The organism is Paramagnetospirillum magneticum AMB-1, from assembly GCF_000009985.1.
Lineage (GTDB): Bacteria > Pseudomonadota > Alphaproteobacteria > Rhodospirillales > Magnetospirillaceae > Phaeospirillum > Phaeospirillum magneticum.
In genome coordinates this window covers 4,399,368-4,419,010 of the sequence record NC_007626.1, presented here as the reverse complement: position 1 = coordinate 4,419,010, position 19,643 = coordinate 4,399,368, and the positions used below count along the sequence as shown (strand labels likewise).

The following is a 19,643-nucleotide window of genomic DNA, read 5'->3' as shown; positions in this document are numbered from 1 at the left end:
ATGCTCCTAGTTCCGGGCGCCGCGCACACCGGCGGCCAGGTCTTTGACCAGGGCCAGCGGGGCGGAAACGGCGCCGGGCTTTCCGATATTGTCGGCCAGCACCGAAACGATGGCCGAGCCCACCACCGCGCCGTCGGCGACGCGTGCCACTTCGGCCGCCTGGGCGGGGTCCTTGATGCCGAAGCCGACGCAGACCGGCAGGCCGGTATGGCGGCGGATGCGGGCGACCGCCTCGTCGATGGCCGATTGGGCCGCCGAGGCGGTGCCGGTGATGCCGGCGATGGACACGTAGTAGACGAAGCCCGATGCATTGGCCAGCACCACGGGCAGGCGGGCGTCATCGCTGGTGGGGGTGGTCAGCACGATGAAGTCGATGCCGGCCTGGCGCAGGAACGGCACCAGTTCGTCGGCCTCCTCGGGCGGCAGGTCGACGATGATCAGCCCGTCCACTCCGGCCTTGGCGGCGTCGGCGGCGAATTTCTCCGCACCCCAGGCATAGACGGGATTGTAGTAGCCCATCAGGATGATCGGCGTCTCGGCATCGGTCTTGCGGAAGGCTTCGACCATCTCCAGCGTCTGGCGGAGCGATCCGCCCGCCGCCAGGGCGCGGCCCGCCGCCAGCTGGATAGCGGGGCCGTCGGCCATGGGATCGGTGAAGGGCATGCCCAGCTCGATGATGTCGGCGCCCGCCGCCGGCATGCCGTCGAGCAGGGCCTGGCTGGTGGCGTGGTCGGGGTCGCCGGCGGTGATGAAGGTCACCAGGGCGGCGCGGTTCTCGGCCTTGAGCTTGGCGAAACGCTTGGCAATGCGCGACATCAGACGAGTCCTCCCAGGTGCTCGTCGCCCAGCGCCTTGGCGATGGTGCTGACGTCCTTGTCGCCGCGTCCGGACAGGTTGACCACCATCAGGTGGTCCTTGGGCAGGGCGGGGGCGATCTTCGAGGCGTAGGCGATGGCGTGGCTGGATTCCAGCGCCGGAATGATGCCCTCCAGGCGGGTGCATTGCTGGAAGGCGGCCACGGCCTCGTCATCGGTGACCGAGACGTATTCCACCCGGCCGCTTTCGTGCAGCCAGGAATGTTCGGGCCCGATACCGGGATAGTCGAGGCCTGCCGAGATGGAATGGGCCTCGGCGATCTGGCCGTCGGCATCCTGCAGCAGATAGGTGCGGTTGCCGTGCAGCACCCCCGGCTTGCCGCCGGTCAGGCTGGCGGCGTGCAGCTTGTCCAGGCCGTGACCGGCCGCTTCGACGCCGATGATGCGCACGCTGCTGTCGTCGAGGAAGGGATGGAACAGGCCCATGGCGTTGGAGCCGCCGCCGATGCAGGCCACCAGCGAATCGGGCAGGCGGCCTTCCTGGGCCTGCATCTGCTCGCGCGCTTCCTCGCCGATCACCGACTGGAAGTCGCGGACCATGGCGGGGTAGGGGTGCGGCCCGGCCACCGTGCCGATCAGGTAATAGGTGTCGGCGACGTTGGAGACCCAGTCGCGCAACGCGTCGTTCATGGCGTCCTTGAGGGTCGCGGCGCCGCTGGTGACCGGACGGACCTCGGCGCCCAGCAGCTTCATGCGGTAGACGTTGGGCATCTGCCGCTCGATGTCGGTGGAGCCCATGTAGATGACGCATTGCATGCCGAACAGGGCGCAGACGGTGGCGGTGGCCACGCCGTGCTGGCCGGCCCCGGTCTCGGCGATGATGCGCTGCTTGCCCATGCGCCGGGCCAGCAGGATCTGGCCGATGCAGTTGTTGATCTTGTGGGCGCCGGTGTGGTTGAGGTCCTCGCGCTTCAGGAACACCTTGGCGCCGCCGAAGGCCTGGGTCAGGCGCGGCGCGAAGTACAGCGGATTGGGGCGTCCCACGTATTGGGACAGCAGCCGGCGGAACTCGGCCTGGAAGGCTGGATCGGCCTTGGCCGCGGCGTAGGCCTTCTCCACCTCGAGAATGAGGGGCATCAGGGTTTCGGCCACGTAACGGCCGCCGAAGATGCCGAAATGGCCGCGTTCGTCGGGACCCGCGCGGTAGGTGTTCAGGCTTTGCATGGCGTTGTTTCTGGACCTTGGGCGGCGGAAAGGCGCCAATAAAGCAGAAAGCGCCGCCCCTGAGGAGAGATTTTGTGGTGAGGACGGTTTTCTTGGCCGGTCCGGCGGTCGCCGCGCCGCCGGACCGGCGGGGAACCTCGGGCTGCATGCCGCGACATGGGGTTATCCGCTGAGTTGAAGGCGCGTTCTCGCCAAGCGAGTGGAAAGAAATTTTAAACGAAAGAAATACGAAGATACACGGAGCGTGTTGATTTGTTATTATCCTGTTGATATCTATTCTCATGACAGGGTGTGCGGGAACTACGTCGTAAGGGGGGGGTAGGCGAGTGAGTAGCAGGACCATTCAGCCATCGGGAAAAGAGCGGACTTTCGCCGAGGACGAAATCATCGTCAGCAAGACCGATACCAAAGGGCGTCTCACCTATGTGAACGACGTGTTCCTCAGCGTTTCGGGCTTCACCGAGGCCGAACTGATCGGCCAGCCGCACAGCATGATCCGGCATCCCGAGATGCCGCGCTGCGTGTTCAAGCTGCTGTGGGACACCATCGCCTCGGGCAAGGAACTGTTCGCCTATGTGGTCAATCTGGCCAAGACCGGCGAGCATTACTGGGTCCTGGCCCACGTCACCCCGGATTTCGGTCCCGACGGCCAGATCGTCGGCTACCATTCCAATCGCCGCGTGCCGCGTCGCGACGCGCTTGCCAAAGTTCAGCCCCTGTACCAGAGCCTGCTGAAGATCGAGGAGGCCGCCGCCGACCGCAAGCAGGGCATGGAGGCGGCGTTCGCCGCCCTGGTCGACCAGTTGAAGCGCGAAGGAAAGCCCTATGCAGAATTTGTCCTCGGTCTCTAAGGCCCGGCGGGCCTGCCAGATCACCTTCGGGCTGGCCCTTGCCCTGGTTCTCGTCGCCCTGCTGCTGCAGAACTGGGTGGCGGCGGGCTTTGCCGTGGTCCTGGCCATCCCGGCCTGGATCCCCGTCGGCCTGCTCAACCGCAGCAACGCCAGCATCGAAAAGGCCGCCCAGGTCTGCGCCGCCGCCGCCCAGGGCAATCTCGGCGTCCGCATCATGGACATCAAGGGCCAGGGCAATATCGGCCAGATGCTGCGCTCCATCAACCGGCTGCTGGACCTGACCGAGGCCTATTGCCGCGAATCCCAGGCGGCCATGGAGCACGCCAACCAGCGGCAGTACTTCCGCAAGATCATTCCGACCGGCTTGCGCGGCGACTTTGCCCGCTATGCCGGGATCATCAACACCTCCCTGGATCTGATGAAGGGGCGGGACGCCGACGCGTTGAACTTCGCCGAGCAGAATGTCCGTGTCCTGGTGCAGGAGGTGTCGTCCGCCTCGACCCAGCTGCGCCAAAGCTCGGACCGGCTGATGAACAACGCCACCCAGACCGTCGAGCAGGCCATGACCTCGGCCGCCGCCGCCGAGGAGGCCTCGGTCAACGTCCAGTCGGTGGCCGGCGCCGCCGAGGAGCTTGCCGCGTCTTTCGGCGAGATCAACATGCAGACCACCCGCGCCACGGCCATTTCGTCCGAGGCCATGGTCACCGCCCAGCGCACCGACCAGACGGTGCAGGACCTGGGTCATGCCGCCGCCCAGATCGGCTCGGTGCTGTCCCTCATTCAGGACATCGCGTCGCAGACCAATCTGCTGGCGCTCAACGCCACCATCGAGGCGGCGCGGGCGGGCGAGGCGGGGAAAGGTTTTGCCGTGGTGGCCAACGAGGTCAAGACCCTCGCCAACCAGACCGCCCGGGCCACCGAGGAAATCTCGGCCCATGTCAGCCAGATCCAACTGGCCTCGGAAGGCGCCGCCGCCGCCATCCGCGAGATCGCCCAGATCGTCGGCACCATCCAGGAGACCTCCACCGCCGTGGCCGGCGCCGTGGAGGAGCAGAACGCGGTGACCATGGAAATCTCGCGCAATGTCCAGGAGGCCGCTACCGGCACCGCGTCGGTGTCCGAGGCGGTGGCCTATGTGAAGGATACCGCCGAGACCACCGACCAGGAGGCCCGCGAGATCTCCGCCGCCGCCGCCAGCCTGGCGGCGCGGGCCGACGACCTGGAAGCCCAGATCGGCGGCTTCATCGCCAAGATCAAGGGGCAGGCCGCCTGATTGTTTCCCCTCTGCCGCATGCCCATGTATGGGGCTGCGGCAGAGAGGAGATGCGCCCATGACCGATCCCGTCATCGCCCAGAAGGCGCCCTATCCCGTTACCGTCGAGGCGGGCAAGACTTACCACTGGTGCGCCTGCGGCCGCTCCAAGGCTCAGCCCTTCTGCGACGGCAGCCACAAGGGAACCGGCCTCGCCCCGGTGGCCTATACGCCGGACAAGGCGGGCACCGCTTATTTCTGCGGCTGCAAGGCCAGCAAGGCGCCGCCGCTCTGCGACGGAACCCACAAGACGCTGTGATCGCTTGCCCGCGCTCCGCCATCGGGGTAAACCGGGGGACGGCAATGGCGGGGGCTTCATGAAAAAAGTCGGTGTGATCGGCGGAGGGGCATGGGGAACGGCATTGGCGCTGACCGCCCGGCGGGCGGGGCGCGACGTGGTGCTGTGGGCCCGCGAGCCCCAGGTGGTGGACGACATCAATGTCCGCCACGTCAACTCCGACTTCCTGCCCGGAATCGATCTCGATCCCGCCTTGCGCGCCACCGTCGATCTGGCCGATGCGGCCGATGCCGACGCGGTGCTGCTGGTGTCGCCCGCCCAGCACCTGCGCGCCGCCGCCCGCGCCCTGGCGCCGCACTGGCGGGCCGGTGTTCCCGCCGTCATCTGTTCCAAGGGCATCGAGCTGTCCACCTGCGCCCTGATGCAGGATGCAATCGCGGCCGAACTGCCCCAGGCGCCCATCGCCGTGTTGTCCGGCCCCACCTTCGCCATCGAGGTGGCGCGGGGCCTGCCCACCGCCATCACCCTGGCCTGCGCCGCGCCCGAACTGGGCCGCAAGCTGGTGGAGGCACTGGGCACCGCCAGCTTCCGCCCCTATCTGTCCGACGATCTGGTGGGGGCTCAGATCGGGGGCGCCGTCAAGAACGTGCTGGCCATCGCCTGCGGCATCGTCGAGGGGCGCGGCCTGGGCGACAATGCCCGCGCAGCCCTGATCACCCGCGGGCTGGCCGAGATGACCCGCCTGGCCATGGCCAAGGGCGGGCGGCCCGAGACCCTGATGGGCCTGTCGGGTCTGGGCGACCTGATCCTCACCGCCTCGTCCACCCAGTCGCGCAACTATTCCTGGGCTTCGCCCTGGGCGAGGGCCGCGCCCTGGCCGACATCCTGGGCGAGCGCCATTCGGTGACCGAAGGCGTCTACAGCGCCGGCGCCGTGGTCGACATGGCCGGGCGCACCGGGGTCGAGATGCCCATCTCGGCGGCGGTGATGCGGTGATCAATGGTGGCCAAAGCTTGGACGACGCCATCCGCGCCCTGCTGTCGCGGCCGTTCCGCAACGAAGGATTATAGCCATGCGCTCACTTGCCCCCGCTTTGCTGTGCCTGCTGGCTCTTGGCGGCTGCGCCGAGAATCCCACCGAGGGGGCGTTGTGGGGCGCCGGGGCCGGTGCGGTGGTCGGCGGCGGCATCGGGCGGGCGGCGGCCATTGGCGCGCCCCATCTGGCCAGCACCTTCACCCCCGTGGGCGCCGTGGCTGGCGCGGCGGCGGGCACCATGATCGGCGGCTATTTCGATCCGCACCCCAACCGGCTGTGGTCGGCGGCGACCGTCGAGGCGGCGGAGAGCGGCAAGGAAGCCCGTTGGGCGGCCCGCGGCCTGGAGGGCGCGGTGCTGCCTCTGGGCGAGGGCTGGGCCGATGGCGGCGGGCGGGCCTGCCGCCGGTTGATCCAGTCGGCCCAGAAGACCGGCGAGGCCGATAGCGCCTATTCCCGCCAGGTGGTGGCCTGCCGGCTGGTGGACGGCACCTGGGAAGTGGTGCTGCCCCCCGAGGACGAGCCCAAGAGCTAAAAATCGTTCTCACTCAGAGACTTGTCCCCCAGAGTCGAGCTTGACGGGGGCGGGGGGCTTCGGCATGCTGGCCCCCAAGCTGGAACACAAGCAAGGACGTGAAATCCATGACCAAGTCGGAGCTGATCGCCCGCCTGGCCGAGGCCAATCCCCATCTCTATCAGCGGGATGTGGAGCGCATCGTCACCACCATCTTCGACGAGATCGCCTCGGCGCTGGCCCGGGGCGACCGGGTCGAGCTGCGGGGCTTCGGCGCCTTTTCGGTGAAGAAGCGCGATCCGCGCGTCGGTCGCAATCCCCGCACCGGCGAAACGGTGTCGGTGGACGGCAAGGCGGTTCCCTTCTTCAAGACCGGCAAGCAGCTGCGCGAGAAGCTTAACGTCGGCGGCGGATCGTGAGGCTGTTCGCCTGGATCATCGGCCTTCCCTTGGCCGTTCTGGTGACGGTGTTCGCCGTCGCCAACCGGGCGGAGATTCGTTTCGACCTGTGGCCCCTGCCGTTCGGTGTCGACCTGCCCGCCTATCTGGCGGTGCTGGTGCCGCTGGGCCTGGGCCTGACCGCCGGGTTCCTGCTGGGCTGGACCTCGGGGCTGAAGGCCCGCCTGCGCGCCGGGTCGCTGCAGCGCAAGCTGGCCGCCGCCGAAAAGACCCAGTCTCAAGTCTGAGGTAGATACCCCGTGATCAATCCCGTCTATGTCGCCATCGACACCACCGAAGCCGCCCGCGCCATCGCCCTTGCCGAACGCCTGAAGGGGCAGGTCGGCGGCTTCAAGCTGGGCCTGGAATACTTCACCGCCAACGGCCCCGCCGGCATGGAGGCGGTGTCCGGCCTGGGCATGCCGCTGTTCGTCGATCTCAAGCTGCACGATATTCCCAATACCGTGGCCGCCGCCATGAAGGGCGTGGTGCGCCTGGGCGCCGCCATCACCACCATTCACGCCTCGGGCGGCGCCGCCATGATCCGCGCCGCCGTGGACGCGGCCAATGACGAGGCGGCCAAACTCGGCATCGCTCCGCCCGCCGTGGTGGCGGTGACCGTGCTGACCAGCCTGGACCAGGCCGGGGCCGAGCAGGTGGGCTTTGAGCGTCCGGTGCTGGATCAGGTCAAGCGTCTGGCCACCCTGGCCCAGGACAGCGGCGCCGCCGGCATCGTCTGCTCGCCCCTCGAGGTGGAGGCGGTGCGCGCCCTGTGTGGTCCCGATTTCAAGCTGGTCATTCCCGGCATCCGCCCCGCCTGGAGCGAGGCCGGCGACCAGAAGCGCTTCCTTACCCCCGCCGAGGCCCGCGCCAAGGGCGCCGACGTGCTGGTGATCGGGCGCCCCATCACCGCCGCCGCCGATCCGGCCGAGGCAGCCGGGCGGATCAAGGCTGAACTGGGGCTGTAGCACCATGCCGGTCGAGGTCAAGATCTGCGGCATCACCGATGAAGACGCTATGGACGTGGCCATCGAGGAGGGCGCCGATTACGTCGGTCTGGTGTTCTTTCCCCCCAGCCCCCGCAACGTCACCCCGGACCGTGCCGCCGAACTGGTGGAGTTCGCGCCCGGTGACGTGACCAAGGTCGGCCTGTTCGTCGATCCCGACGATGCCACCCTGGACACGGTGCTGACCCGGGTGCGGCTCGACCTGCTGCAACTGCATGGGCACGAGACCCCCGAGCGGGTCGAGGCCATCCGCCTGGAATACGGCCTGCCCGTCATGAAGGTGCTGTCGGTGTCGGACGCCGCCGATCTTGACGCCGCCGAGCCCTATCTGGCGGTGGCCGACCGCCTGCTGTTCGACGCCAAGCCGCCTAAGGGCGCGGTCCTGCCCGGCGGCAACGCGGTCAGCTTCGACTGGTCCATCCTGACGGGGCGCAAATGGGGCCTGCCCTGGATGCTGGCCGGCGGCCTGACCCCCGCCAACGTGGCCGAGGCGGTCCGCATCAGCGGTGCCGCCGCCGTCGACGTCTCGTCGGGGGTGGAAAGCGCCCCCGGCATCAAGGATTCCGACAAGATCCGCGCCTTCATCAAGGCGGCCCGGGGCGGCCGCCCGTAGGGGCTGCCTTAGGATTTATTGCTTCGCAATTGGGCTTTGCCCAAACCCACCGGGGAGAACCCCGGCCCCCTTTTTTCTTATAAATTCAGGGGAGGTTTGGAGGCGGAAGCCTCCAAATGGGGGCTGGGGCGATAGCCCCAGGATCTGATCCCTCCTAAGCCTCCACCAGTTCCGCCAGCCGGTCGGTGCAGACCACCCGGTTGCGGCCTTGGTGCTTGGCGCGGTACAGGGCGGCGTCGGCGGCGGCCACCAGGTCTTCGGCCCGGCGTTCGTCCGACGGCGTGAAGGCGGCGGCGCCGATGGACAGGGTGACGCGCTCGGCGGTCAGGCTGGCGCCGTGGGGCAGGTTCAACTCGCGGATGGCCTCCATGATGCGGTCGGCCACGTGCAGCGCGCCCTCCAGGGCGGTGTTGGGCATGATCACCGCGAATTCCTCGCCGCCATAGCGGGCGGCCAGATCGGACGGCCGGAAGACCTGCTGGTCCAGGACTGCCGCCACCGATTTCAGGCAGGCGTCGCCCTTCTGGTGGCCGTAGGTGTCGTTGTAGAGCTTGAAATGGTCCACATCGACCAGCAGGACGGCCATGCTGGTGCCTTCGCGCTGGTTGTGCAGCCACTCGGCCTCCAGCTTCTCGTCGAAGGAACGGCGGTTGGCCAGCCCGGTCAGCCCGTCCTTGACCGCCAGGCTTTGCAGCGCCATCTGCGCCAGCTTCTGCTCGGTCTGGTCGCGCAGGGTCTCCACCACCGCCAGCAGGGTGCCGTCCTCGTCGAAGATGGGGCCGGCATCCACGGCCAGATACAGCCGCTTCTTGACCTGGGGCATCACGCACCAGTTTTCGGCCCTCAGCCCCTGGGTGCTGTCGCCGGGCTCGGCATGGGTGACGTAAAGCTCATCCATGGAGTCCGGCCGGTCCAGCAGGACCAGATCGGCCAGACAGTGGCGCTCCTGGTCGTAGAAGGCCCGCCAGTGCTCGGATGTGCCGATCACTTCGTGGGCGGGCACGCCGGTCAGGCGCTCGCAGGCCTTGTTCCAGATGATCACCCGCCGTTCGGCATTGAGCACGAAAGTGGGCACGACAAGATGCTGCATCAGCCGCACGGCAAAGACGTGCGCGGATTCGGTATTGCGTGAGGTGGGCACTGCTCCCCCCGTATGACGTTCATGGCCGGCCGCTTCTGTGGCGGTCCTGGCAGCTCCCTTGATTCCAATCATGCATGGAAGTGGCATCTGATTCCACCGCTACGATTGCCAATGGTTCTAATGCCCGTCACCTCCCGCGCTGGGATGGCGGACCGGCTGCAGCAGCGGCAGCAGCAGCAGCCCCAGGGCGAAGACCGCCGCCATCAGCATCAGGACGTCGCCGAAGGCCATGGTCATGGCCTCGCGCCGCGCCAGTTGCGACAGGAGCTTGAGGGCGGCCCGGTCGGCGCCGCCGTCCAGCAGGGGCTGAAGCCGGGCCGACAGGCCCTCCAGCATGCCGGTGGCGGCGCCCCGGGCGGCGGTCAGGGTCTCCGAGAGCCGCAGGAGATGCAGGTCAAGCCGGTGGGTCAGGGCGGTATTGATGGCCGCCAGACCGATGGCGCCGCCCAGGTTGCGCATGAGATTGTAAAGGCCCGAGGCGTTCTGGACCTTGTCCTGGGGCAGGTGCCCCAGCGCCACGGCGTTGATGGGCACGAAGCAGAACATCAGCGACAATCCGCGCACCGCCTGGGGCAGGAACATCTCCCAATAGCCCCATTCCGAGGTCAGGGCGCTGTTCAGCCACAGCCCGCCGCCGAACAGGGCGAGGCCCATGCCCAGCATGTAGCGCAGGTCCACATGGCGGGCCAGATTGCCGGCCAGGGGCGCCGACAGCGCCTGGAAGGCGCCGGTGACCATCATGGTCAGGCCGATTTCCAGGGCGGAATAGCCGCGCACCCGCCCGAGATAGAGGGGGATGACATAGACCGAGCCGTATAGGCCAATGCCGATGATGAAGGAGTACAGGCAGCCCACGGCGAAATTGCTGTCGGAGAAGGCGCGCAGGTCGACCACCGGATGCTCGGACGTCAACTCGCGCCAGACGAAGCCCAGCCCGGCCAGGAGCGAGATCAGCGACACCAGCACGATGCGGCGGTCTTCGAACCAATCGTCGCCGGGGCCTTCTTCCAGCACGTATTGCAGGGCGCCCAGGAACACCGCCACCAGGGCGATGCCCGCCATGTCGAAGCCCTTCAGCATGTGAAGCCGCGGTTCTTCCTTGCGGCCGAACAGGTAGACCAGGGTGGCCACCAGCACGCCCGGTACCACATTGACCAGGAACAGCCAATGCCAGCTCCAGGTCTCGGTCAGCCAGCCGCCCAGGGTGGGGCCGATGGTGGGGGCCATGGTGGCGGTCAGGCCGATGACCACCGACATGGTGGCCTGCTGGCGGGGCGGGAAGATCATGTAGGAGGTGGCGAACACCGTGGGAATCATGGCGCCGCCCAGGAATCCCTGGATGGCGCGGAAGGCGATCATGGATTCGATGCTCCACGACACGGCGCAGGCCGCGCTGGCCACCGTGAAGGTAACGCAGGAGGCGAAGAACAGATAGCGGGTCGACACCACCCGGGCCAGCCAGCCCGACAGCGGGATCATCACCACCTCGGCAATGAGGTAGGAAGTCTGCACCCAGCTGATCTCCTCGGCCGAGGCCGAGATGCCCGCCTGAATCTGGGCGATGGAGCTGGCCACGATCTGGATGTCGAGGATGGCCATGAACATCCCCACCACCATGGCCATGAAGCCGACCCAGTCACGGGGCGTCACCACCCGGTCATGGGGGTTGAGGGGCGGCGTGGTCATTTCCCCTGGTCCCGGGTGTCCACCTTGACCACCACCGACAGGCCGGGCCGCAACTGTCCCGCCAGCGGGCTGTCCTGGTCGACCCGGATGCGGACGGGGATGCGCTGCACCACCTTGGTGAAGTTGCCGGTGGCGTTTTCGGGAGGCAGCAGGCTGAACTTGGCGCCCGACGCCGGGGCGAAGCTGTCGACGCTGCCGCCGATCACCGCGCCGGGAAAGGCGTCGACCTTGATCTCCACCCGGTTGCCGGGCGTCATGCGGCCGATCTGGGTTTCCTTGAAATTGGCGTCGATCCAGACATTGCCCAGGGGCACCACCGCCAGCAGCGTCTGACCGGGGCGCACATACTGGCCGTCGCGCACCGCCCGGTTGCCGATCACCCCGTCGACGGGGGAGCGGATGGTGGTGGCTTCCAGCTCGGTCTCGGCGACCACCAGGGTGGCCTTGGCCTGCTCCAACTGGGCCAGGGCTACGTTGCGCTCGGAGGCCAGCACCGAAAGCTGGCGCCGCGCCGCCTGCAAGCCCGCCCCCGATCCGGTCAGCCCGGCCTCGGCGCGGGCGGCGTCGGCCTGGGTGATGTCGAAGCGCTGGCGGCTGACGTAATCCTCGCGCACCAGGGCGCGGGAGCGCTCGTAATCGGCCTTGGCCCGCACCATTTCGGCCCGCGCGGCGGAGATGGACGCGCCGGACTGGGTGATGACGGCTTCCTGCACCGCCACCCGGTCGTCGATCTGAATCAGTTGGGCGAGGCGGGCCTTGACCTGGCCGGCGGCCTCGTCGAGGCGGGCGCGGTAATCGCGCTCGTCGATGCGCACCAGCACGTCGCCCTTGGCCACGGCGCGGTTGTCGCGGGCCAGCAGTTCCACCACGTGTCCCGCCACCTTGGGCGAGATGGTGGTGATGTCGCCGTCCACATAGGCGTCGTCGGTGGATTCCATCCAGCGCCATTCCTGGGACCAGCGATAGGCGCTCCAGCTTCCGAAGGAGACCAGGACGAGGGCGGCGGCGATGGCGATGGGTTTTTTCATGGGAGTTCCAAAACTAAACCGTTCAGTTCAGTTTATAGCCGGGCAAGGCCGGCGGAGTCAATGGGCACGAGGTTTCTGTTGCTGCAACAGTATTGTTCCAATGGCGGTGATTGTTGAATTTACCTCCAGGGCCTATGTGTTGATCCAGTGACGCCCTTCACCTGGAGAACGACCATGACCCTCCGCCTTCGTCCCTCCGCCCAGCGCGGGCATGCCAATCACGGCTGGCTGGACAGCCGCCATACCTTCTCGTTCGCCGACTATTTCGACCCGGCCCAGATGGGCTTTCGGGCGCTTCGGGTGATCAACGAGGATTGGGTGGCGCCGCAAACGGGCTTCGACACCCATCCCCACCGCGACATGGAGATCCTCACCTATGTGATCGCCGGGGCGGTGGAGCATAAGGACAGCACCGGAGCCCACGGCATCACCCGCCGGGGTGAGATTCAGGCCATGACCGCCGGCACCGGTATCCGCCATTCCGAGATGAACCCCCTGGCCGACCAGATTCTGCATCTGCTGCAGATATGGATTCTGCCCGAGGCGCAGCGCCTGACTCCCGGCTACAGCCAGACGGTGTTCGACGACGAGTCCAAGCGCGACCGGCTGCGGCTGATTGCGTCGCGGGACGGCCGGGACGGCTCGTTGGTCCTACATCAGGACGTGGCCATCCACGCCAGCATCCTGAGCCCCGGGCATACCCTCTCCCACCAATTGGTGGCGGGGCGCGGCGCCTGGGTCCAGGTTGTCGCCGGCACTTTGGTGCTCAACGGCCAGGTGCTGGCCGCCGGTGACGGCGCCGCCATGGAGGACGAGGCGATGCTGACCCTGACCAGTGAAAGCGGCGCCGAGTTCCTGCTGTTCGATCTGGCGTGAGCGCCCTATTGGGCTATCGCCCAAGCCCATCCGGGGCGATGCCCCGGTCCCCCTTTTGATTCATGAATGAAAGGGAGGCTTGGAAGCGTTGCCTCCAACCGGGGATCGGGGCGGGAGCCCCAAGGGACCTCCAAAACAAAACCCCCGCCGGTGGCCCGGCGGGGGCTCGTTTGGTCCGGATACGGGCCGCTTAGTGCAGCTTGCCCGGCAGGTCCTTGATGGCATTATCGACCAGCGAGCCGGTCTGAGCTGCCGACAGGCTCTCGCCGATGACCTTCTGGGCGGCGCCGATGGCGACGTCCACGGCCAGGTTCTGGACTTCCCGAACCGCCTGGGCTTCGGCCTGGGCGATACGGTCCATGGCCATCTGCTCGCGGCGCTTCATGGAAACCTCGAGATCCTTGGCCGCCTGCTTGGCGAGGCGCTCGGCCTCGGCCTTGGCGTGGGCGATGATCTCTTCGGCTTCCTTCATGGCGTCACGCTGCTTGCGCTGATAGGTGGCCAGCATTTCCTGGGCCTCCTCACGCAGCTTGTGAGCCTCGTCCAGACGGGACTTGATCTTGGCCGAGCGGGCGTCCAGGGCGGCGGCGATGGCGCGCGACACCGGCTTGAAGGCCAGAGCCACCACCAGGATGAAGGCGACGTCCACCCAGAAATGGGGCTCGGTGTAGAACGCACCATGAGCGGCGGCGTGGGCGGCGTCGGCGGCGTAAGCGACGGAAATCATTTGCCGTGCTCCTTGAGGGCGGCGGCGACGGCGGCCTCGAGCCGGGTGTTGTCGGCCGGGCTGCCCACCAGGCGGGCGATGGTCGCGCCGGCAACGTCGAGGGCGACGTCACGGACATTGGCCAGAGCCTTGTCCTTGGCTTCGGCGATGCGGGCCTCGCCGGACTTGACCTGATCGGCCAGACGGGCAGCCAGCTCCCGATTGCGGGTCTCGGCGTCGGCCGCCAGGCGGTCCGAGGCTTCCTTGATCACCGACTGGGCGTGGGCGCGGGATTCGGCCAGGGCCTTTTCATAGGCGGCCACGGCGGCCTCGGCCTCGGCCTTCAACTGGGCGGCCTTGTCGAGGTTGTCGTCGATCTTGCGCTGACGCTCGTCGAGAACGGCGCCGATCTTGGGCAGGGCCACCGTCGACATCACGAAGTACAGGGTGACGAAGGTGAGCGCCAGCCAGAACAGCTGCGGCGCGAAGAAGGTGGGATCGAATTGAGGCATCCCAAAGCTCCCAAACGGGGAAGGCCCGAAAAAACTAAGCGGAGCGGCCGGTGAACCGCGGCAAGGCGCAATCTCTGCGTCCTGCCGCGGACCCTACCGTTCCGTCGGATACGTCTTCGCGATTAGGCGAAGAGGACCATCAGAGCGACGACCAGGGCGAACAGCGCGATCGCCTCGGTCACCGCGAAGCCGATCCAGCCGTACAGCTCGACATTGGCCTTGGCGGAGGGGTTGCGGCCAACGGTGGCGATCAGGTTCGCCCAGATGTTGCCCACGCCGATACCCGAACCGATCATGCCGATAGCAGCCAGACCGGCACCGATGAACTTAGCAGCGCTCGCTTCCATTTACTCAACTCCTTCAAGACAAAACGGAACAGATGAAACTTGAAACGTTCCCGCCGGCAAACCGCCCGGCCAGCCACTTAGTGCATGTGGATGGCGTCGTGCAGATAGATGCAGGAGAGGATGGTGAACACATAGGCCTGCAGCAGCGCGATACCGAATTCCAGCACCGTGATGGCTGACAGGAAGGCGAAGGGAACCGCGCCAGGGATCAGGTAGAACGCGCCCAGCGACACCACGAACCCGCCCATGACCTTGAGGATGATGTGACCCACGGTCATGTTGGCGAAGAGACGGACGGCGAGGCTGAAGGGGCGCGAGAAGTACGAGATCAGCTCGATGGGGATCAGGATGACCGCCGTCGCGATGGGCGCGCCGTGCGGGAAGAACATCCGCAGGTAATGGGTGCCGTGGCGGGCGAAGCCGATCACCGTGACGCCGACGAACACCACCAGCGCCATGGCGAAGGTGACGATCACGTGGCTGGTATAGGTGAAGCCGATCACCGGGATCGGCATCATGCCCAGCAGGTTGCCGAACAGCACGAACATGAACAGCGAGAAGATGAAGGGGAAATACTTCCGCCCTTCCTGGCCCACGTTGTCGCGCAGCATTCCGGCGATGAATTCGTAGAACACCTCGGCCATGGACTGCCAGCGGCCGGGCACCAGGGCGCGCGACCGGACCGACAGGGTCAGGAACAGGGTGATCAGGCAGATGGACAGCACCATCATGGCAGAGGAATTGGTGAACGAAATGTCCACGCTCCCTACCTTGAGCGGAACCAACGGCTGGATCTTGAATTGCTCGATCGGATTAGCCACCGCTTTGCCTCTCTCAATGGTCCTTCGCCGGATCCTCTCCGGCACCCTCGGCTCTCCGCTGCGCTTGGCCCAGGCCCACCGTCTCGTCCATGCCCCGCATAAGGCGGTACACATTCATGACGCCGGACGCTCCGCCAAGGAGCAGGAAAACCACCATCAGCCAGGGGGCCGTCTTCAGCCAGGCGTCCAACGCCCAGCCGATGCCGGTCCCCACCAGCACGCTTACCACCAACTCGGCGCCGATGCGCATCCCCAGGCCCATCCCGGAGGGCGTTCCACGCCGTTCCGGTCCGCGACCCGAGTCCTCTTCCTCCCGAGCGCGCGCAGCGCGCAGACGGGCGTCGAGGTCATCGAAAGACGGGGGAGTCTCGTGGTCAGCCATAGGGTCGGTCCTCGAATTCCCCCTTCTGGCCCTTTGGTGCCAAAAGCGCGGGCACCATAAGGTCTGGCCCCACCCGTGTCAAGGACTCAAACCGGCTCGGCCAGCATGCTGATTTGCATTGGGAAATCAGGGGATTTGCCGCATCGCGCCGCCTCGGTTGCTGCAATGCGGCAAGATTTTTCCCACCCGAGGGGGTGGCGTCCGGCGGGATTCTCCTTTCTCCCGCCGGACGGGGCGGTCCGTCTATTGCGATCCGATGTCAACACGACGAGGCGGAGGCGGCCCGGACGCCGGACAGGAACTCCCCGAGGGCACCGCGCAGGGTATCGGTCTGGCGGTGCAGGGCGCCGGCGGCGTCGAGCACGTGCAGGGCGGCGGCGTTGCTCTCCTGGGCGCCGTCGCTGACCCCGGCGATGTTGCCCGCCACCTCGCTGGTCCCCACATGGGCCTGCTGGATGTTGCGGGAAATCTCCTGGGTGGCCGCGCCTTGCTCCTCCACCGCCACGGCGATGGCGCCCGAGATCTCGTTCATGCGTTCGATGGTCCGGGCGATGTTGGCGATGGCCTCCACCGCCTGATCGGTGCGGTCCTGCACCTGATTGATCTGGGCGGTGATCTCCTCGGTGGCCCGGGCGGTCTGGTTGGCCAGGGTCTTGACCTCGTTGGCCACCACGGCAAAGCCTTTTCCGGCCTCGCCCGCCCGCGCCGCCTCGATGGTGGCGTTGAGCGCCAGCAGATTGGTTTGCGAGGCGATGTCGTTGATCAGGCTGACCACGTCGCCGATGCGGCCCGCCGCCTCGGCCAGGCCGCGCACCAGATCGGTGGTGGTGGCCGCCTCGCTGGCGGCGTCCTGGGCGATGGCGCTGGCCAGGCTGACCTGGGAGCCGATTTCCCGCGAAGAGGCCGACAGTTCCTCCGACGCCGCCGCCACGGTGGAGACGTTGGCCGCCGCCTGTTCGCTGGCCGCCGCCACGGCGCTGGACTGGCGCACCGTCTGCTCGGACACCGAGGACATGCCCTGGGCGCTGGCCTGCAATTGCGTGGCGGCGGAGGCCACGACGCCGATCACCTCGCCGACCTTGTTCTCCAGGTCGTCGGCCATGCGGTGCAGCGACTGCCGCTGCTCCACCTTGGCCCGCGCCTCGGCCTCGGCCTGGTCCTGGCGCAATTGCAGGATCTTGAGGGCGTTCTCCTTGAACACCTCGACGGCGCGGGCCATGGCCCCGATCTCGTCGCCCCGCCGGACCGAGGGAATTCGGGTGGAAAGCTCGCCGTCGGCCAGGGCGGTCATGGCGCCGGTCATGGCCTTGACCGGGGCGACCATGCCGAAGATGACGCCGGCGACCCCGGCCAGGGTGACGGCCAGCACCACCCCCGATACCGACCACAGGATCAGCATGAAGGTCTGCTCGCGCTGGGCGGCATAGGCCTCGGTATCGGTGGTCAGCTTGTCGGCGCCCTTGACCACCTCATCGATTTCGGCCCGGTGCGCGGCATAGGCGGCCGAGATCTCGGCGAAGGCGGCGCGGGCGGCATCCATCTCGCCCCTTTCCAGGGCGGGCAGGAAGCCCTGATCGATCACCGCCCACAAGCGCATGGCCGGGGCATGGGCCCCCACCACCAGGCGGTCGCGCAAGCCGGCCTCCATGTCCTGGGCCAGCCAATAGGCGTGGCGCTCGTCATACTCCTTGCGCAGCTTGGCCAGGGCCGCCTTGCGCTCGGGCAGGCTGTCGGGGTTGGCCAGGGCCAGATTGGTCTCCAGATAGGCCTCGATGACGTATTCCGGCGGCGGCAGGATGTCGGCCACCAGATCCTTGCCCTGGACGATCCGCTGGTAGACCGGTCCGCCCACCTTCAATTCGCCGATGGCCAGGTACCCGGCGGCCATGATCGCCAGGAACCCGGCCACCAGGGAGACGGCAAACAGATTGGTCAGTCGTGCGATGGTCAGGCCGCTGTGCATGGAAACCCCCAATTGAACGCGCCAGTCTCGAATAAGCGCCTACGCGATTCTACTTGTGCACAGAATATGAGCAATACCTGCTTTCGGCATAATTTTTATGCAGCCGTCGTCACATTTCCGCCACATCGGGGCTTTAGACCGGGGGCTGCCTTCGTGATAAGAACGCGTCCATGGAACTGCATCATCCCGAACTGACCTATGCCGCCATCGTCGCCCTGGCCGCCGTGCTGTGCGGCGGGATGATGACGCGCCTGAAGCAGCCGGCCGTCGTCGGCTACATCCTGGCGGGGGTGGTGCTGGGACCCAGCGGCTTCGGGCTGGTGAGCAACCGCGACGCCGTGGCCACCCTGGCCGAGTTCGGCGTGCTGATGCTGCTGTTCGTCATCGGCATGAAGCTGGACATCATCCGCTTTCTCGAAGTGTGGAAGACGGCCATCTTCACCACGGTTCTGCAGATCGCCGGCAGCGTGGGCACGGCCCTGCTGCTGCGTCACGGCCTGGGCTGGAGCCTGGGGCTGGCGGTGGTGCTGGGCTGTGCCGTGGCGGTGTCGTCCACCGCCGTAGTGATCAAGGTGCTGGAATCCTCGGACGAGCTGGACACGCCGGTCGGCCGCACCACCCTTGGCATCCTGATCGCCCAGGACATGGCGGTGGTGCCCATGATGCTGGTGCTGGAATCCTTCGAGACCAAGGCGCTGCTGCCCGCCGACATGGCCCGGGTGGTGCTGTCGGTGCTGTTCCTGGTGCTGCTGTTCTGGTGGCTGTCCAAGCGCCGCATCGACCTGCCGATCACCGCCCGGCTTTCCCGCGATTCTGACCTTGCCACCCTGTCGACCCTGGCCTGGTGTTTCGGCACCGCCGCCATCTCCGGCGTGCTGGACTTGTCGCCGGCCTATGGCGCCTTCCTGGGCGGCGTGGTGCTGGGCAATTCCGCCCAGCGCGACATGCTGTTGAAGCGTGCCCAGCCCATCGGCAGCGTGCTGCTGATGGTGTTCTTCCTGTCCATCGGGCTGCTGCTCGACTTCAAGTTCATCTGGAAGAATCTGGGCACCGTTCTCACCCTGCTGGCCATGGTGACCCTGTTCAAGACGGCGCTGAACGTCACGGCGCTGCGCCTGGCGCGGCAGGACTGGCCCAGCGCCTTCCTGGCCGGCGTGGCCCTGGCCCAGATCGGCGAGTTCTCGTTCCTGCTGGCCGAGACCGGCAAGGCGGTCAAGCTGATCAGCGCCCAGGAGACCAAGCTGGTGGTGGCGGTCACCGTGCTGTCCCTGGTGCTGTCGCCGTTCTGGCTGTTCACCATGCGGCGCATGCACCGGGTGGCGGCGGTGCATGTCCATTCGTTCCGCGATCTGGTCACGCGGCTGTATGGCGACGAGGCCCGCGCTTTCGCCCGCACCGCGCGGCGGGCCCGTGTGCTGGTGCGGCGTGGTTCCTGGAGGGATGACCCCAATGCCGGACCTGGCTCTGGAATTTGAGATCGGCGGCATCGTCTGCGGCATCGACGAGGTGGGCCGCGGCCCCCTGGCCGGGCCGGTGGTGGCCGCCGCGGTGATCCTCGACCCCGCCCGCCTGCCCAAGACGCTGCTGGAGCGGCTGGACGATTCCAAGAAGCTATCCAAGCGTAACCGCGAAGAACTGGCCGAACTGGTGCCCGCCACCGCCATCCTTGGCTTCGGCGAGGCTTCGGTGGAGGAGATCGACCGGATCAACATCCTGCAGGCGACGTTTCTCGCCATGCGCCGCGCCTATGACGCCCTGGGGCGGGAATGCGCCCATGCGCTGGTCGACGGCAACCGGCCGCCGGGGCTGCCCTGCCCGGTCCGCTGCGTGGTGGGGGGCGACGGCATCTCATTGTCCATCGCCGCCGCCTCGGTGGTGGCCAAGGTGCGGCGCGACGCCATGATGGCCGATCTGGCCCGCGCCCACCCCGAATTCGGCTGGGAGAGGAACGCCGGATACGGTACGGCCGAGCATCTGGACGCCCTGAAACGCCTCGGTCCCACCCCCCATCACCGACGCTCCTTCGCCCCCGTGGCCCAATATATGCTGTTCTAACCTGTGGATAAGCCACTACCTGTGGCAATGAATCATTAGATTCCAACAGGTTCTTGACGGACTCTCATGTTTGACTCAAATTG

Annotated in this window: 22 protein-coding genes and 1 pseudogene; 12 read left to right on the top strand and 11 right to left on the bottom strand. The window is 67.1% G+C overall.

Annotation, left to right across the window (positions count from 1 at the left end; translation table 11 throughout):
• Positions 1–6 precede the first annotated feature (6 nt).
• Both trpA and trpB read right to left on the bottom strand, forming a co-directional pair.
• Positions 7–816, bottom strand: coding sequence for a tryptophan synthase subunit alpha (trpA, locus tag AMB_RS20300; protein ID WP_011386364.1), 810 nt, complete (start codon positions 814–816; stop codon positions 7–9).
• Positions 816–2,039 (bottom strand): tryptophan synthase subunit beta, encoded by a 1,224-nt coding sequence (trpB, locus tag AMB_RS20295; RefSeq protein WP_011386363.1) that lies wholly within the window; start codon positions 2,037–2,039, stop codon positions 816–818. The genes trpA and trpB overlap by 1 nt, the downstream gene beginning before the upstream one ends.
• Before the next feature lie 326 nt (positions 2,040–2,365).
• Between trpB and AMB_RS20290 the strand changes: the two genes are divergently transcribed.
• The 9 genes and pseudogenes from AMB_RS20290 to AMB_RS20250 all read left to right on the top strand — a co-directional run bounded on the left by AMB_RS20290 (position 2,366) and on the right by AMB_RS20250 (position 8,043).
• Positions 2,366–2,890: a PAS domain-containing protein gene (locus tag AMB_RS20290; protein ID WP_011386362.1), complete on the top strand. Its 525-nt coding sequence runs from the start codon at positions 2,366–2,368 to the stop codon at positions 2,888–2,890.
• Positions 2,865–4,163 (top strand): methyl-accepting chemotaxis protein, encoded by a 1,299-nt coding sequence (locus AMB_RS20285; RefSeq protein WP_011386361.1) that lies wholly within the window; start codon positions 2,865–2,867, stop codon positions 4,161–4,163. Before AMB_RS20290 ends, AMB_RS20285 begins: the two co-directional genes overlap by 26 nt.
• 58 nt (positions 4,164–4,221) lie before the next feature.
• Entirely contained in the window at positions 4,222–4,461 is a 240-nt protein-coding gene (locus AMB_RS20280; RefSeq protein WP_011386360.1) for a CDGSH iron-sulfur domain-containing protein, read from the top strand.
• Positions 4,462–4,519: 58 nt separating this feature from the next.
• Positions 4,520–5,510 (top strand): annotated as a pseudogene (locus AMB_RS20275) (NAD(P)H-dependent glycerol-3-phosphate dehydrogenase).
• A gap of 2 nt (positions 5,511–5,512) precedes the next feature.
• Entirely contained in the window at positions 5,513–6,007 is a 495-nt protein-coding gene (locus AMB_RS20270) for a glycine zipper 2TM domain-containing protein (protein WP_011386358.1), read from the top strand.
• Between the two features lie 107 nt (positions 6,008–6,114).
• A complete protein-coding gene (gene ihfB, locus AMB_RS20265) occupies positions 6,115–6,405 on the top strand; it encodes an integration host factor subunit beta (protein ID WP_043745392.1) in 291 nt (96 codons plus the stop codon).
• The gene (locus AMB_RS20260) at positions 6,402–6,671 is read left to right on the top strand and encodes a lipopolysaccharide assembly protein LapA domain-containing protein (protein WP_011386356.1); all 270 of its coding nucleotides are present in this window, start codon (positions 6,402–6,404) and stop codon (positions 6,669–6,671) included. Before ihfB ends, AMB_RS20260 begins: the two co-directional genes overlap by 4 nt.
• A 12-nt stretch (positions 6,672–6,683) precedes the next feature.
• Positions 6,684–7,391 (top strand): orotidine-5'-phosphate decarboxylase, encoded by a 708-nt coding sequence (gene pyrF, locus AMB_RS20255; protein WP_011386355.1) that lies wholly within the window; start codon positions 6,684–6,686, stop codon positions 7,389–7,391.
• A 4-nt stretch (positions 7,392–7,395) separates the two neighbouring features.
• A complete protein-coding gene (locus tag AMB_RS20250) occupies positions 7,396–8,043 on the top strand; it encodes a phosphoribosylanthranilate isomerase (protein WP_011386354.1) in 648 nt (215 codons plus the stop codon).
• A gap of 154 nt (positions 8,044–8,197) precedes the next feature.
• Here AMB_RS20250 and AMB_RS20245 read toward each other — a convergent pair whose 3' ends face one another.
• The 3 genes from AMB_RS20245 to AMB_RS20235 form a co-directional block, all read right to left on the bottom strand.
• Complete coding sequence (locus tag AMB_RS20245; RefSeq protein WP_043745389.1) at positions 8,198–9,184, bottom strand: sensor domain-containing diguanylate cyclase; 987 nt, start codon at positions 9,182–9,184, stop codon at positions 8,198–8,200.
• Positions 9,185–9,301: 117 nt separating this feature from the next.
• A complete protein-coding gene (locus AMB_RS20240; protein ID WP_011386352.1) occupies positions 9,302–10,870 on the bottom strand; it encodes a DHA2 family efflux MFS transporter permease subunit in 1,569 nt (522 codons plus the stop codon).
• Positions 10,867–11,898 (bottom strand): HlyD family secretion protein, encoded by a 1,032-nt coding sequence (locus AMB_RS20235; protein WP_011386351.1) that lies wholly within the window; start codon positions 11,896–11,898, stop codon positions 10,867–10,869. The genes AMB_RS20240 and AMB_RS20235 overlap by 4 nt, the downstream gene beginning before the upstream one ends.
• A 174-nt stretch (positions 11,899–12,072) precedes the next feature.
• On the opposite strand from AMB_RS20235, the gene AMB_RS20230 reads away from it, so the two are divergent.
• Positions 12,073–12,774 (top strand): pirin family protein, encoded by a 702-nt coding sequence (locus AMB_RS20230; RefSeq protein WP_011386350.1) that lies wholly within the window; start codon positions 12,073–12,075, stop codon positions 12,772–12,774.
• 190 nt (positions 12,775–12,964) lie between these two features.
• Here AMB_RS20230 and AMB_RS20225 read toward each other — a convergent pair whose 3' ends face one another.
• The 6 genes from AMB_RS20225 to AMB_RS20200 form a co-directional block, all read right to left on the bottom strand.
• A complete protein-coding gene (locus AMB_RS20225; RefSeq protein WP_011386349.1) occupies positions 12,965–13,501 on the bottom strand; it encodes an ATP synthase subunit B in 537 nt (178 codons plus the stop codon).
• Positions 13,498–13,992 (bottom strand): ATP synthase subunit B, encoded by a 495-nt coding sequence (locus tag AMB_RS20220; protein WP_011386348.1) that lies wholly within the window; start codon positions 13,990–13,992, stop codon positions 13,498–13,500. Before AMB_RS20220 ends, AMB_RS20225 begins: the two co-directional genes overlap by 4 nt.
• 122 nt (positions 13,993–14,114) lie before the next feature.
• Complete coding sequence (locus tag AMB_RS20215; protein WP_009870554.1) at positions 14,115–14,339, bottom strand: F0F1 ATP synthase subunit C; 225 nt, start codon at positions 14,337–14,339, stop codon at positions 14,115–14,117.
• A gap of 77 nt (positions 14,340–14,416) precedes the next feature.
• Complete coding sequence (locus tag AMB_RS20210; protein ID WP_011386347.1) at positions 14,417–15,160, bottom strand: F0F1 ATP synthase subunit A; 744 nt, start codon at positions 15,158–15,160, stop codon at positions 14,417–14,419.
• A 13-nt stretch (positions 15,161–15,173) separates the two neighbouring features.
• Positions 15,174–15,542, bottom strand: a complete 369-nt coding sequence (locus AMB_RS20205; RefSeq protein WP_011386346.1) for an AtpZ/AtpI family protein — start codon at positions 15,540–15,542, stop codon at positions 15,174–15,176.
• A 259-nt stretch (positions 15,543–15,801) separates the two neighbouring features.
• A complete protein-coding gene (locus tag AMB_RS20200) occupies positions 15,802–17,505 on the bottom strand; it encodes a methyl-accepting chemotaxis protein (RefSeq protein WP_011386345.1) in 1,704 nt (567 codons plus the stop codon).
• Between the two features lie 170 nt (positions 17,506–17,675).
• On the opposite strand from AMB_RS20200, the gene magA reads away from it, so the two are divergent.
• Positions 17,676–18,980: an iron transporter MagA gene (gene magA, locus AMB_RS20195; RefSeq protein ID WP_011386344.1), complete on the top strand. Its 1,305-nt coding sequence runs from the start codon at positions 17,676–17,678 to the stop codon at positions 18,978–18,980.
• The gene (locus AMB_RS20190; RefSeq protein ID WP_011386343.1) at positions 18,955–19,560 is read left to right on the top strand and encodes a ribonuclease HII; all 606 of its coding nucleotides are present in this window, start codon (positions 18,955–18,957) and stop codon (positions 19,558–19,560) included. Before magA ends, AMB_RS20190 begins: the two co-directional genes overlap by 26 nt.
• Positions 19,561–19,643 lie beyond the last annotated feature (83 nt).